Source organism: Streptomyces sp. So13.3 (genome assembly GCF_005860785.2).
GTDB lineage: Bacteria > Actinomycetota > Actinomycetes > Streptomycetales > Streptomycetaceae > Actinacidiphila > Actinacidiphila fildesensis.
Genome location: NZ_CP048835.1, coordinates 3,536,013 through 3,549,496, shown reverse-complemented (window position 1 = coordinate 3,549,496; position 13,484 = coordinate 3,536,013). Strand labels below are relative to the sequence as shown.

12 protein-coding genes and 1 tRNA gene are annotated in these 13,484 nt (G+C 72.0%); 5 read left to right on the top strand and 8 right to left on the bottom strand.

What is annotated here, in order from left to right; translation table 11 throughout:
* Positions 1 to 14: 14 nt before the first annotated feature.
* Positions 15 to 233: a zinc ribbon domain-containing protein gene (locus C8250_RS16060; RefSeq protein ID WP_138356790.1), complete on the bottom strand. Its 219-nt coding sequence runs from the start codon at positions 231 to 233 to the stop codon at positions 15 to 17.
* A 42-nt stretch (positions 234 to 275) separates the two neighbouring features.
* Entirely contained in the window at positions 276 to 1,517 is a 1,242-nt protein-coding gene (locus tag C8250_RS16055; protein ID WP_138356791.1) for a hypothetical protein, read from the bottom strand.
* Between the two features lie 189 nt (positions 1,518 to 1,706).
* Between C8250_RS16055 and C8250_RS16050 the strand changes: the two genes are divergently transcribed.
* The 3 genes from C8250_RS16050 (at position 1,707) to C8250_RS16040 (ending at position 4,743) form a co-directional block, all read left to right on the top strand.
* Positions 1,707 to 1,778, top strand: a tRNA-Val gene (locus C8250_RS16050).
* 167 nt (positions 1,779 to 1,945) lie between these two features.
* The gene (locus C8250_RS16045; RefSeq protein WP_138356792.1) at positions 1,946 to 3,067 is read left to right on the top strand and encodes an aminopeptidase P family protein; all 1,122 of its coding nucleotides are present in this window, start codon (positions 1,946 to 1,948) and stop codon (positions 3,065 to 3,067) included.
* A gap of 914 nt (positions 3,068 to 3,981) precedes the next feature.
* Positions 3,982 to 4,743, top strand: a complete 762-nt coding sequence (locus C8250_RS16040) for a DUF4239 domain-containing protein (RefSeq protein ID WP_138359651.1) — start codon at positions 3,982 to 3,984, stop codon at positions 4,741 to 4,743.
* Positions 4,744 to 4,823: 80 nt separating this feature from the next.
* Here the strand turns inward: C8250_RS16040 and C8250_RS16035 are convergent, their stop codons facing one another.
* The 4 genes from C8250_RS16035 to C8250_RS16020 all read right to left on the bottom strand — a co-directional run bounded on the left by C8250_RS16035 (position 4,824) and on the right by C8250_RS16020 (position 10,085).
* Positions 4,824 to 6,257 (bottom strand): family 2B encapsulin nanocompartment shell protein, encoded by a 1,434-nt coding sequence (locus C8250_RS16035; RefSeq protein ID WP_187144863.1) that lies wholly within the window; start codon positions 6,255 to 6,257, stop codon positions 4,824 to 4,826.
* A 657-nt stretch (positions 6,258 to 6,914) separates the two neighbouring features.
* Positions 6,915 to 7,523, bottom strand: a complete 609-nt coding sequence (locus tag C8250_RS16030) for a VTT domain-containing protein (RefSeq protein WP_187144862.1) — start codon at positions 7,521 to 7,523, stop codon at positions 6,915 to 6,917.
* A gap of 231 nt (positions 7,524 to 7,754) precedes the next feature.
* Positions 7,755 to 9,362 (bottom strand): alkaline phosphatase D family protein, encoded by a 1,608-nt coding sequence (locus tag C8250_RS16025; RefSeq protein WP_138357703.1) that lies wholly within the window; start codon positions 9,360 to 9,362, stop codon positions 7,755 to 7,757.
* 72 nt (positions 9,363 to 9,434) lie between these two features.
* Complete coding sequence (locus tag C8250_RS16020) at positions 9,435 to 10,085, bottom strand: HNH endonuclease family protein (protein WP_138357708.1); 651 nt, start codon at positions 10,083 to 10,085, stop codon at positions 9,435 to 9,437.
* A 476-nt stretch (positions 10,086 to 10,561) separates the two neighbouring features.
* Here C8250_RS16020 and C8250_RS16015 point away from each other — a divergent pair, with 476 nt between their 5' ends.
* Positions 10,562 to 11,314 carry an ABC transporter permease gene (locus C8250_RS16015; protein ID WP_232485469.1) on the top strand — a complete coding sequence of 251 codons (753 nt, stop codon included), beginning with the start codon at positions 10,562 to 10,564 and terminating at the stop codon, positions 11,312 to 11,314.
* A 202-nt stretch (positions 11,315 to 11,516) separates the two neighbouring features.
* Positions 11,517 to 12,098 (top strand): TMEM165/GDT1 family protein, encoded by a 582-nt coding sequence (locus C8250_RS16010; protein WP_138357701.1) that lies wholly within the window; start codon positions 11,517 to 11,519, stop codon positions 12,096 to 12,098.
* Between the two features lie 19 nt (positions 12,099 to 12,117).
* Here the strand turns inward: C8250_RS16010 and C8250_RS16005 are convergent, their stop codons facing one another.
* Together C8250_RS16005 and C8250_RS16000 are read right to left on the bottom strand one after the other, a co-directional pair.
* The gene (locus tag C8250_RS16005) at positions 12,118 to 12,780 is read right to left on the bottom strand and encodes an HAD-IA family hydrolase (RefSeq protein WP_138357700.1); all 663 of its coding nucleotides are present in this window, start codon (positions 12,778 to 12,780) and stop codon (positions 12,118 to 12,120) included.
* A gap of 143 nt (positions 12,781 to 12,923) precedes the next feature.
* Entirely contained in the window at positions 12,924 to 13,484 is a 561-nt protein-coding gene (locus C8250_RS16000; protein WP_138357707.1) for a hypothetical protein, read from the bottom strand.

Genomic DNA, 13,484 nt, shown 5'->3' with positions numbered 1-13,484 from the left:
GACGGCGCGGAGCGTCAGCTGCAGCAGCCGCCTCCGCAGCACCCACCGCCACCGCCACCACCGCCACCCGACGCGGGAGCGGTGGCGCTGCCGCCCACGGCGACGGCCGACAGCAACTTCACCGTGTCGTCATGCCCCTCGGGGCAGCTCGCGGGGTCGGAGGACTCGGCCATCGGCCGGTTCAGCTCGAAAGTGGTACCGCAGGACCGGCAGCGAAACTCGTATCGGGGCATGCGACGAAGAATAGCCCCGCCGGCCGACCGCCCCGCGGAGCGTCAGCGCCCCTGCGCCCGGTCCTCACGGATGTTCGCGACGACCCGGTTCACGGTCTCCCGCACCGCCGCCGTCTCCGTCAGGAAGGCCCAGTAGTCCGGATGCCGCCCTTCCAGCGCGGCGAGCGCCCGGTCCAGCCGCGCCACCGCGTCGTCCAGCGGCCGGGCATGCCGGGGCTCGGGCGTCGTCCGGCCCTGCATCGCCAGCCGCTGCGCGTCCCGGATGGCGAACCGGGTCCTCTCGACCTCGGCCTTCGGATCCTTGCTGACCTCGTTCAGCCGGCGCAGCCGGTCACCGGCCGCGGACACCGACCCGTCCACGTCGTCCAGCAGCGCCCGGACCGTGCTCAGCCGGGACGTCGCGTCGGCCCAGCGCTGCTCGTCGCGCGCCTTGGCGGCCTCCGCGAGCTTGGCGCTCGCCTGCGCCACGGCGGTCTCCGCCTGCGCCGGCACCTGCTGCAGGTCCTGCCAGCACGCCAGCGAGAAACGCCGCCGCAGCTCACTGAGGACCGGCTCGACGCCGCCGGCCCGGGTGGCCAGCGCCTCGACGCGGGTGCGCAGGCTGACCAGCCGCTTGTCGATCTCCTTCGCCTGCTCAGGAAGCCGCGACGCCTCCGCCCGGATCGCCTCCGCACGGCGCTGCACGTCCTCCGCGCGCGCCAGCGTCTCCGGCACGCCGTGCGTCCCGGCCCCCTGGTTCAGCTTCGTGAGCTCCGGCGAGAGCGCCGCCAGCCGCGAGGCCAGCTCGTCGCCCTTCAGCCCGGCGGCCCGCACCGCGTCCAGCGCGTTGCTCGCCGCCAACAACCCCTGCCGCGCCCGCTCCACCGCCGGCGCCAGCCGGGCCAGCTGCGTCTCGGCCTTCCCCAGCAGCGGCGCGAGGCTCGCGGCGAACCGCTCCAGGTCCGCCTTGGCCCGGTCGAGGTCGTCCTTCGCCTTCGTCAGCTCGTTGCGGGCCCGGGTGGCGGTCGCCGTGTCCAGCTCGTCACGGTCCAGGTCATGGGCGTCGACGGTGGCGATGTATGCCCCGCTGACCTGGTCGATCTGCTCGCCGAGCGCCCGGAACCCGGCCAGCGCGCGCTGCGCGGCCGGCGAGTTGTCGACGGCGCTGATGGTCTCTATCGACAGGTCCAGGTCCCGTTGGGCGGTGTCCAGCTCGTAGAAGGCCTGGGAGGCGGCGTCCTTCGCGGCCTGGGCATCAGCGCGCAGATTGTCGCCGCGCCGCCACCACGAGCGTGCCGTCGTCACAGTGACTCTCTCCCGCAGGTCCGCCGCTGGTGTCTGTCGGCTCCAGTCTCCCACCTGACCAAGACGAATACACGGCCCGGGGCGGTTGCACGGACACGTGACCGAACGCCGGGCCATGCTTTACCCGCCCTTGGTATCCGGTTGGGGAGCACGGGGTTCGGCGATGTAATCTGTCACTTCACGTTCCGAGGGCGTGTAGCTCAGTGGTAGAGCAGCGCCTTTACACGGCGCTGGTCGGCGGTTCGAACCCGTCCACGCCCACCGCTCGATCCATCCGGGAGCCCCCGGCCAGCCATGGCCGGGGGCTCCCGGCGTTCCCGGGGCCGGTGCCGCGGGCCCGCCCCCGGTCGCGCACCAGGTCGGGAGCCCTGAGGCTGGAAGCCGTACGGTCCGGCGTCCGCCGGTGGCCGGCGGCTTCAGGAGGAGTCATGGCGGGTATCCAGCCGTTCACGCGGGAGGACTACGCGGCCCGGATGGCACGGGCCGCGGAGGCGGCGGCCGCGGCGGGGCTGGCCGGTGTGGTCGTGACCCCCGGCCCGGACCTGGTCTATCTGTGCGGGTACCAGCCGACGGCGATCACCGAGCGGCTGACGATGCTCGTGCTGTCCGCCGGCGAGGAGCCGCAGATGCTGGTGCCGGTCCTGGAGCGGCCGGACGCCGAGACGGCGGAGGGCGCGGGGGCGGTCCTGCTGACGGACTGGATCGACGGGCAGGACCCCTACAACGCGGCGATCAGTCTGCTGCGGCCCGAGGGGCGTTACGGGATCTCCGATTCGGCGTGGGCGATGCACCTGCTGGGCTTCCAGCGGACGCTGCCCGGTACGGCGTACGCGTCGCTGACCGATGTGCTGCCGATGCTGCGGGCGGTCAAGGACGAGCACGAGCTGGCGCGGCTGGCGGCGGCCGGAGCGGCGGCGGACGCCGCGTACGGGGACATCCTGAAGGTGCGGTTCGCGGGCCGCCGGGAGACCGAGGTGGCGGGCGACCTCGCGGATCTGCTGATCTCGTACGGGCACAGCCAGGTCGACTTCACCGTCGTGGGCTCCGGGCCGAACGGCGCCAACCCGCATCACGAGGCGGGGGAGCGGACCATCGCCGAGGGCGACATGGTGGTGCTGGACTTCGGCGGCCTGAAGGACGGCTACGGCTCCGACACCACGCGCACGGTGCACGTCGGCGAGCCCTCGGACGAGGAGCGGAAGGTGCACGACATCGTGCGCGAGGCCCAGCAGACGGCCTTCGAGGCGGTCCGGCCCGGTATCGCCTGCCAGGAGATCGACCGGGTGGCCCGCAAGGTCATCACGGACGCGGGGTACGGCGAATACTTCATCCACCGGGTCGGCCACGGCATCGGTGTGACGACGCACGAGCCGCCCTACATGGTGGAGGGCGAGGAGCGGCCGATCGTGCCGGGAATGTGCTTCTCGATCGAGCCCGGCATCTATCTGCCGGGGCGCTTCGGGGTCCGGATCGAGGACATCGTGACATGCACCGAGGAGGGCGGTCGGCGGCTCAACGGCACCCCCCACGAGATGCGCCTTGTCGGCTGATATTCGAACTGGTGCGAGGTTTAACGACCTTGCGTTGATTCGTTCGGGGGTACAGGTTCGAACTGGGGCCTGGTCGCGGTTCGCGCGGCCTCAAGATCTGTCCTGTGAGTAATCGGTGGGGAAGGGCCGCCCTGCGAGGAGCAGTGGTGGCGGCGGGGACCACCCTGTGCGGTTCGGGGTTGCTGGTACCGGTCGCGGTCGCCGGCGAGGACTGTCCGGGGCCGGTCACGGTCCAGGTGGAGCACGGCTCGGTGCACGTCTGCGTCCAGGCTCCCGACAGCCATGGACACGGGCCCGGCGTCGAGGACGGCGTCGAGGACGGGCACGGCCACGGCCACGGCCACGGCCACGGCCACGGCCACGGCCACGGATACTGGCACTGGGGTTGGCACCACTGCCACTGCTACTGGCACTGGCACGGGGGCCATCCGTCGTGTCCTGAACCGACTCCGACTCCGACGCCGACTCCCACCCCCACACCGACCCCCAGTCCCACCCCCACGCCCGTTCCGACGCCCGTGCCCAGGCCGACCCCGGCGCCCAGGCCGACGCACCGCGTGGTCGTCCCGCCCCCGCGGGTTACCCCGCCGCCGCGCGTCGAGCCCTCGCCTACCCCCCGGAGCCGAGCAGCAGTCCGGAGCCCGTCGTCACCCCCCGCGCCGACCCCGTCGCCGCGGCACGCCCCGCCTCCGCGCCCGGCCGTCCACTGGTAAAGCCCCTGCCGCGGCCCCGGCGCCCCCCAAGCACCAACGGCGGCCGCTGATGATGACGATGCTGCTCACGACGGTGCCGGGACTGCTCGCGGCGGCCGTGCTCCGGCCGGGCTCGCACGTGTACCGCAGGGCCCGTTGACGTCGTTCCGACGACCGGTGACCCGTAGACCCGCTGTCAGTTACGTCAGCTAGGAGTTCGTCATGTCGCAGTGGATTGCTCTGGTGATCGCGATGGCCGCGGCCTGCGTGGTCGTCATCACCGTCGTGGTGCTCAGACAGCGGCGCGTCCCGGTGGACGACGACCCCACCGAGACGCCCGACGTCATCGAGTACATGACGATGATGATCGGGGTGATCTACGCGATCGTCCTGGGCCTGGCGATCGCCGGAGTGTGGGAGGGCCAGGGTGCGGCGCAGGACGACGTGATGCGTGAGGCGCAGGCCCTGCACGAGATCAGCACGCGCGTGCAGGTGTATCCGCCCGAGGTGCGGGACCGGATCCGGGCGGACGTCGACGCGTACGTCTCGTACGTGGTCCACAAGGAGTGGCCGTACATGGCCGACCACGGCACCCTCTCCCCGAAGGGGACGGAACTGCTGTCGGCGGTGCGCCGCGACGTGACGGACTACGCGCCCAAGGGGGACCTGGACGCCCAGGCCTACCAGCCGGTGGTGGACCAGGTCGCGGTGGCCGACGAGGCGCGTACCGCGCGGGGCCAGAACGCGGGCGCGACGATGCCCGGGATGGTGTGGTTCGGCCTCATCGCGGGCGCCCTGGTGACGGTGGGGCTGATCTTCACGCTGCAGATCCGCCGCTCGGGCCGGGAGCTGCTGCTGGCGGGCCTGTTCAGCGCGCTCATCGCGTTCCTGCTGTTCCTGATCTGGGACCTCGACGCGCCCTTCGGCCGGGGCATCGCGGTCGCCCCCGATGTGTTCCTGGACCTGTTCCCGGCACTGAAGTAGCGGAGCCGGAGCGGGGCGCACGACGGAAGGGCGGTGGCCCGGGGAGGGATCCCCGGGCCACCGCCCTTCCGCTCGCCGTTCTAGTCGCGCCAGTTGGCGATGTTGACGTTCTCCAGGACGCCGAGGGCGTCCGGGACGAGCACCGCGGCGGAGTAGTAGGCGCTGACGAGGTAGCTGATGATGGCCTTCTCGCTCAGCCCCATGAACCGCACGTTCAGCCCGGGCTCGTACTCGTCCGGGATGCCGGTCTGGCGCAGGCCGATGACGCCCTGGTTGTCCTCCCCGGTACGCACCGCGATGATCGAGCTGGTGCGGGCCTCACTGATCGGGATCTTGTTGCAGCTCAGAATCGGCACACCGCGCCAGGCGGGGACGGTGCTGCCGCTGACCTCGACCGAGCTCGGGTACAGCCCCTTGCGGGTCCATTCGCGGCCGATGGCGGCGATGGTGCGGGGGTGGGCGAGCAGGAAGCGGGTGCCGCGGCGGCGGCTGATGAGTTCGTCGAGGTCGTCGGGGAGCGGGGGGCCGGCGTGCGGCTGGATCCGCTGGTCGTAGTCGGCCGCGTGCAGCAGTCCGAACTCGCGGTTGTTGATGAGTTCGTGTTCCTGGCGTTCGCGCAGGGCTTCGATGGTGAGTTTGAGCTGCTGCTCGATCTGGTTCATCGGTTCGTTGTAGAGGTCTGCGACGCGGCTGTGGACGCGCAGTACGGTCTGGGCGACGCTCAGCTCATACTCGCGGGGTGCGACTTCGTAGTCGACGAACGTGCTCGGCAGGTCCGCTTCGCCCTTGTGGCCGGAGGCCAGTTCGATGGCGGCCTCGCCGCGCTTGTTGACGCGTTGGCGGGGGATGGCGCGGTAGGCCTCGAGGTGGGCGCGCAGGGCGGGGGACTGGTCGGCGAGGGTCTGGAAGTCCTGTCGGGACAGTGCCAGCACGGTGGTGGTGGTCGCGGCGCGGGCGGTGAAGTCCCAGGGTGTTTCCGGGTCGAGCAGGCCCTGTTCGCCGAAGTGGGCGCCGTCGGCGAGGACGCCGAGACGATTCTGCTCGCCGAATTCGCCCTCGCTGAGCTTTTCGACCTTGCCGTGGGCGAGGAGGAACAGGGTGTCGACGGGCTGGCCGGCTTCGGCCAGGAGCTCGCCGGGGGCGAACTCGCGCTGGGTGAAGCGGTCGGCGAGCGCGGTGAGGACCGCGGTGTCCTCGAAGGAGCGCAGCAGGGCGAGTTCGCCGAGTTCGGCGGGGACGACCCGTACCTGGGATCCGGTCTTGACGAAGGTCACCTTGCCGTCGCCGACGGAGTAGGTCAGCCGGCGGTTGACCCGGTAGGTGCCGGCCGTGACTTCTACCCAGGGCAGCATGCGCAGCAGCCAGCGGGAGGAGATTCCCGCCATCTGAGGTGCGGACTTGGTGGTGGTCGCCAGATTCCGGGCAGCAGCCGTATCAAGGCTGGTGTGCGCCGAGTTGTTGTCCGGGGCGCCCGGGGTGCTGAGAGCGGCGGCCTGGCCCGCATCAACCGACATGCGTATGTCCTTCGCATTAGGGGGTGGGGTATGCGGCCTCATTCTTTTTCGTCACCCTTCGCGCTGGGTATCGCTGAATCGAGTGAGAATGAATCGTAAAAACGCCAGAGTCGGGGAATGGGAACATATGACCGATGGGGACAGTGTCCGCATATGACAAGTTATGGTGCGGGCGGCCTTTGCGGCGGCCAACTGGCCCTTGCCGGGGCGGTGTTCCGATTCTGTCTGGGTGAGCACGGAGATGATCGGAATGGGTCCGGAAGGGCGTCATTTCCGCACTTCTTTGACGGATTCGGCGGCCTAGCAGGTCCGCCGCGTAATTTCCCGCCGAGCATCGAACTGATGCCTGGCGTCCGTGCTGCCGGACCGACCCCGGCCGGCCCCGCACCTCGGATATTTTTCCGTTCCCTTACTTGTTCGCGTACGTGTCCGCGGACGTGATCGCCTCGGCGACGGCCGCGGGGTGGTCGAGCATCACCAGGCGGCTTATGGGGGGGCGGCGCGCGCTCGCGCAGGGCGGGCCCCGGAAGTCAGGGGCTGCGCGATGTGCCGGGCAGGGGGTGGTGCGGGGGCGGGGGTAGGCCCTACAGCGTTCGACGACCGCGCCGCGGTCGGTGGCGGCAGCGGGCTGCGGGGGGATCGCCAGCGGCACGGTGGTCAGGCCGCGGCCATCGCGGTCCGGCGTCCGCGGCGGAAGACATACGCGGCCAGCGCGCCGGTGCCCACCAGGGCGACCAGCGACATGAAGGTGCCGAGCCAGCTCGCGCCCAGCCACTCACCGCCGAGGTAGCCCAGACCCACGCTGTACGTCGCCCAGGCCACACCGGCCACGGCCGACCAGGGCAGGAACTCCTTGGGCCGGCGGTGCGCCACGCCCGCGCCGAGGCTGACCACGGAGCGGCCGGCCGGTGCGAAGCGGGCGAGCACGACGAGCGAGCCACCGCCCCTGGTCAGCACCTCTCCCAGTCGTTCCTGGGCGGTGGAGAGCCTGCGGGACTGTGCCATGCGGCGGTCGAACCAGTCACCGCCGCGCCAGGCCAGCCGGTAGGCGGCGATGTCGCCGAGGCAGGAGGCGATCGCGGCGCACACCAGGAGCGCGACCACGTCGAGCATGTCGCCGCCCGCACCGGTGGTGCCCGCGGTCGCCGCGCTTATCACCAGCACCCCGCTGGGCAGGATCGGCACGAACACATCGAGCAGCACGGACAGCGCGACGAGTACGTAGATCCATGGCCAGTCGAACAAGGAGCCCAGACCCTCGAGCACCGTGCCTCCCCGTCCGACATATTGCCTGTTGGCGTATGGGCGGATCTACATCCGCTCCCAGCCGTACAGCGTACGCCAGAGGGGGTGGCCGGCACCGGCGAGGGGTACGTGATGTTGTAGACACGGTGTGGGGAATATCCCGGACACCGCTTGCGGGGCGGGCGGAGAACCAGCTGATGGCGGTGTGCGCCGCCGCCCGGCCGCGCGCCGGCGGACGACGGATCGCACCGCTCATGTCCGCCGGTGTGTCGACGGCTCGAACGAGCCCTTCGGACCGGCCACCCGGAGGTCGAGCAGGCGGCCGCGCAGGGTCAGGGTCATCAGCTGGTTGCCGAACCAGGGGCCGCCCAGGCGCGTCCAGCGGATGACGGACGCGGGGAGCCGGCCGTGCCGGGCGAGGGCGCGGCCGATCCAGCGGCCCGGCCGGCTCCAGCCGACGCGGAAGCCCAGCCGTATCGCCGCGGGGACGCTGTTGTGGATCGGCGAGCAGGTGAGCTGGAGGACGCGGCTGCCCACCGGGCGCGGCCAGTGCGCCTCGGCGATGTACGCGTGGTGCACATCGCCGGACAGGACGCAGATGGTCGCGGGCGCCCGCGGCCCGCTGCCCACCTCGGCGAAGAGGCCGGCGAGCGCGTCGAAGGAGGTGCGGAACGCCGCCCAGTGCTCCAGGTCGGCCGCCTGCCGCAGCTTCTCGCCGCGCTCCGCCCACCGCGGGCCGCGCACCCCCCGGCAGAGCGCCGCGTCCCACTCCTCGGCGGCGTGCACGGCGTGCGGCAGCAGCCAGGGCAGCGAGCTGCCGACCAGGAGATGGTCGAACGAGCCGTCGGACAGCGCCTGTTCGCGCACCCACCGCCACTCGCCGTCGTCGAGCATCGAGCGCCGGTCCTCCTCCAGGACGCGGGCGGCCCGGGAGTCCACCATCAGCAGCCGGACGCGTCCGAAGTCGCGCCGGTAACTCCAGCGCACCGAAGCGGCGTCGGCGTCGGCGCGGGCGGCGAAGGCCCGGACGGCCTCGGTGCCGTCGGCGGCGGCGCGCACCGTGGCGAACAGCTCGTCGGCGGCCAGCTCGGCGGGGGAGAGGTTGCCCAGGTGCTGATGGACCCAGTACGACATCAGGCCGCCGAGGATGCGCTCCTGCCACCAGGGTGTGCCGCGGATCTGTCCGAGCCACGCCTCCGAGGTGTTCCAGTCGTCGATCACATCGTGGTCGTCGAAGATCATGCAGCTGGGGACGGTGGACAGCAGCCAGCGCACCTCGGGGTCGAGCCAGGATTCGTAGTAGAGGTGGGTGTACTCCTCGTAGTCCGCGACCTGGTCCCAGGGCGGATCGGAGAGGTCGCGGCGGCGGGCGAGCCAGCGGCGGGTGGCCGCCGAGGTCTCGTCCGCGTAGACCTGGTCACCCAGCAGGAGCAGCACGTCCGGGCGGGCGGCGCCGTCCCGCACGATCTCCTGGGCGAGGGAGTCGAGGGCGTCGGGGCCGACCGGGTCGCGGGTGTGGTGCGCGGGCGCCGCCCAGCGGCAGGAGCCGAAGGCCACCCGCAGCGGGGCGCTGCCGCCCGCGGCGGTATGGATGGTGCTGGGCGGGAACGGGGAGCCGGGCAGCGGCCACACCTGTCGGCCGTCGAGGTGCACGGCGTACGGCGTCCCGGCGCCGGGACGCAGCCCGGTGACGGTCACCAGCGCGTAGTGGTGCCCGGCGACCTGCCAGGTCCTGGCGGTCCCGCCGCCGTCCCCTTCGCAGGCGACGACCGCCTCGCACGGGCGGTCCGCCTCGATCCAGACGGTCGCGCTGTCCTCGCCCACGTACCGCAGCAGTGGACCCAAACGCAGCTCAGCCAAGGTGACCGGCCTCCCCTCCGTCGCCCAAGACTACGGACGACGGAGGGGAGGCGGGAGTTGTGCGTCAGGCCGTCAGCAGCCGTTGAGGATGGAGGTCAGGGCGCTCTTCTCCGCCGAGTCGACGGTCAGGGAGTACGAGTACTTCACCCAGACCCACATACGGGCGTAGGTGCAGTGGTACGAGGCCAGCGGCGGCAGCCACTGGGCCGGGTCCTTGTCGCCCTTGGCCTGGTTGACGTTGTCGGTGACGGCGAGCAGCTGGGAGTGGGTCAGGTCGTTGGCGAACGCCTGCCGCTGGGCGGTGGTCCAGCCGGCGGCGCCGGAGCGCCAGGCCTGGGCGAGCGGGACCATGTGGTCGATGTCGACGTCGGAGGCGGCGGTCCAGGTGGCGCCGTCGTAGGGGGAGTGCCAGGTGCCGCTGACGGCGGCACAGGAGGAGTCCTGGACGACGCCCGTCCCGTCGCGCTTGAGGACGACCTCCCGGGTGTTGCAGGCGCCGCTCTGGGTGATCCAGTGCGGGAACTTGTCGCGGCTGTAGCCGGTGGACGATCCCTCGGCCTGCACGGTGAGTGCGGCCAGTTCGGTGCGGGCGGTCGCGGCGCTCGGCGGCGTGGGGGGTGCGGCCTGGGCGGTGGTGGGGGCGACGAGCAGACCGAGTGCCGCGGCGATGGCGGCGAACGCGGTGAGCACGCTCACGCGTCGACGCGCGTAGACATTGCGTATCCGGGACATGCGAACTCCCTGTGGGGGTGAGGGTGGTTGCGGGCGTGTCCTAGGTCGTGTCGTCGCAGTCCCGTCTGGCCGGCGGGGCCTGGCACGCACGCTCGCGGCGTTGTCCTCGGTCGCCGATGCTCCGCACGGACTCCCTCCTCCGCCTTGCGATCGCACGCACCAGACCCCGCCGGCCCCGCCCTAGCGGGCGGACGACGCAACTTTGACGACACTCCCCGGCCCGGCCAGGGTGACGGGCCCGGGTAAGCGTGCCGGGTCCGGATTGCCTGCCGAGGTGCGGCAGGTTACAGGTTGGCGACATGGGCACGTCATGTCGAGGGGTGGCGCACCGTCAGTTCCGTTGGGTTCCCGTCGTACCCGCCTACAGTGACCCCGTGCTCGCCGTCGTGTCCGCCGCCACCACGTCCTCCGCCGGTACCGCGGCCGGCGCCACTCTCCCGGCCCTGACGTCCGCCGCCGCCACCTCACTGCTGCCCGTCGACCGCACCCTCGGCGTCGTGCTGGCCGTCCTGCTCGTGGTGGCCACCGGGGTCGCCGCGTACGCCCATCTCGCGGACGAGCGGGAGAACTACGCACGCGGGATCGCCGTCGCGGGGCTGCGCGCCGCGCTGCAGCTCGCGGTCGTCTCGCTGCTCATCGGCTGGGTCGTCCGCTATCTGCCGGCGCTGCTCGCCTTCGTCGGCGTCATGTACGCGGTCGCGGTGTGGACGGCGGGCCGCCGCATCACCGACGACCGCAGCTGGCGGTGGGCGGCCGTGCCCATCGGGGTGAGCGCGCTGCCGGTCGTCGCGCTCCTGGTGCTGACCGGCCTCGTGCCACTCGACGGCATCGCGCTGATCCCCGTCGCGGGCATTCTCATCGGGGGCGCGCTCACCGCGACGGTCCTCGGCGGGCGCCGCGCGCTGGAGGAACTGCACAGCCGGAACGGCGAGGTCGAGGCCGCCATGGCGCTGGGCTTCGAGGACCGGGACGCCCGGCTGGAGATCGCCAGGCCCGCCGCGTCCGGCGCGCTGGTGCCGGGGCTCGACCAGACGCGGACTGTGGGACTGGTCACGCTGCCGGGGGCCTTCGTCGGCATGCTGCTCGGCGGGGCATCACCCGTGATGGCGGGGGCCGTTCAGCTCTTCGTGCTGGTCGCGCTGCTGGTGGTGCAGGCGGTCGCGGTCTCGTCGGTCCTGGAGCTGGTGGCCAGGGGCCGGCTGACCCGTCGCGTAGAATAGGTGGCGCAGAAGGGGAGTAGCTCTTCGCCGGACCGTCGACATACTGCTCAGATCCTGAGCCGGCGCCCGGAGGCACGGTGGGTTTCCCACCGGGCCAGCGAGACCTTCGGCCGCAGCGTTTTCCATGGACGCTGTCGAGCCGAAGCGACCCCTTTTCCCGGCGCTCTCGGTGCGGCAGCCCGACCGATGAGGATCCCGCCCCGTGTTCAGCTTCACCGTCGCCGCCATCGTCTTCGGCGTCGTCTTCCTGGCAGAACTGCCCGACAAGACCGCGCTCGCCGGCCTCATGCTCGGCACCCGCTACCGCGCCTCGTACGTCTTCTGCGGTGTCGCCGCCGCCTTCGTCGTCCATGTCGGCCTGGCCATCGCGGCGGGCAGCGTACTGACCCTGCTCCCGCACCGCTGGGTGCAGGGCGTCGTCGGCCTGCTCTTCCTTGCGGGCGCGGCCATGCTGCTGTTCAAGAAGGACGATGACGAGGAGGGCGTCCGCGAACCCGCCGACCAGAGCTTCTGGAAGGTCGCGGGCACCGGCTTCATGCTCATCCTGGTCGCCGAGTTCGGCGATCTGACGCAGATCATGACCGCCAACCTCGCCGCCCGCTACGACGATCCGGTGGCCGTCGGCCTCGGCGCCGTTCTCGCGCTGTGGGCGGTCGCCGGGCTGGGGATCTTCGGTGGGCGGCTGCTGATGAAGCGGGTGCCGCTGGCGCTGATCACGAAGGTCGCCGCCGCCGTGATGGTGCTGCTCGCCGTGTTCAGCCTCTACGAGGCGATCGCGGGCTAGCGGGACGGGTGGGCGGCGCTCAGCCGATGTGGACCAGGAGGCCGCCGTCCGCGGTGGCCTCCACCCGCACCTGCTCCAGCGAGTCGACGTGCGCGGTGGGCGCGTGGACGGCGGCGCGCGGGCCCACGCCGATGACGCGCATCCCGGCGGCCTTCGCCGCGGCGATGCCGACCTCGGCGTCCTCGAACACGATGCAGTCCTCGGGGGCGAAGCCCAGCTCCGCGGCGCCCTTCAGGAAGCCCTCCGGGTCCGGCTTGCTCGCGCTCACCCGCTCCGCGGTCACCATGACCTCCGGCATCGGCAGCGCGGCGGCGCCCATCCTCGCGCGGGCCAGTGCCTCGTCGGCGGACGTCACCAGGGCGTGCGGCCGGCCGGCGAGCGACGCCAGGAAGGCGGGCGCGCCCGGGACGGGCACGACACCGTCGAGGTCGGCGGTCTCCTCGGCGAGCATCCGCCGGTTGTCGGCGAGGTTCTCCGCCATCGGGCGGTCCGGCAGCAGCACCGCCATGGTGGCGTGGCCCTGCCGTCCGTGCACGACCTGCAGCACCGCCTGCGCGTCCAGTCCCTGCGCCTCGGCCCAGCGGCGCCAGCAGCGCTCGACCACGGCGTCGGAGTTCACCAGGGTGCCGTCCATGTCGAGGAGCAGCGCTCGGGCGGTCAGGACGGACGGCGTGGACGGCATACGGACTCCTTAGAAGTACTCAGTGGCCCCGCCCGCCGGTCAGGGGAAACGGGCGGAGCCACTTTGTTTCTCTACGATACAAAACAAGGCCCCGGTTGGCCAGCGGCCCCCGTTCCTTGCCGCTGGAGGCCCGGAACGATGGCCTACGCCTCCTCGACGTACTGGAGCAGGCCCCAGGTGAAGTGGGCGATGCGGCGGGTGCCGGCCGAGGGATCGCCGAAGGCGAGCCGCCAGCGGGTGGGGGCGCTGCCTTCCAAGGGTGTCGCGGGCCGGAAGGCACGGGCGACCTCGTCGACGGTGCAGGACCACGGGACGAGGTCGTCGGGACTCTCCAGGACCGGGGCCGGGGCGCCCGGGGCGCGGATGAGCCACTCGTTCCACACCGCGCCGCCGCCGGGCGCGCACAGCACCTCGAAGCGCAGCTCGGGCCAGAGCGGTACGGGCCACAGCAGGGCCTCGCAGCTCAGATCCCCGATCCGGCGGACGATCGTGCTCTCGGGCGGCCCGAGCACGGCACGGTAGCGGCGTTCACCGCCCGGGGAGTGCCGCCCGTGCAGCCGCGCCTGCCAGCGGCGGTTCGCCTCCCGCAGCTCCGCGCGGGACGCGCCGAGCGTACGGAGCGCCTCCTCGACCAGCTCGGGCCGGTGGTCCGCCATCCGCCGCAGCAGGACGAGTTGGAACTGACCGGGCCCGAATTCCTCCAT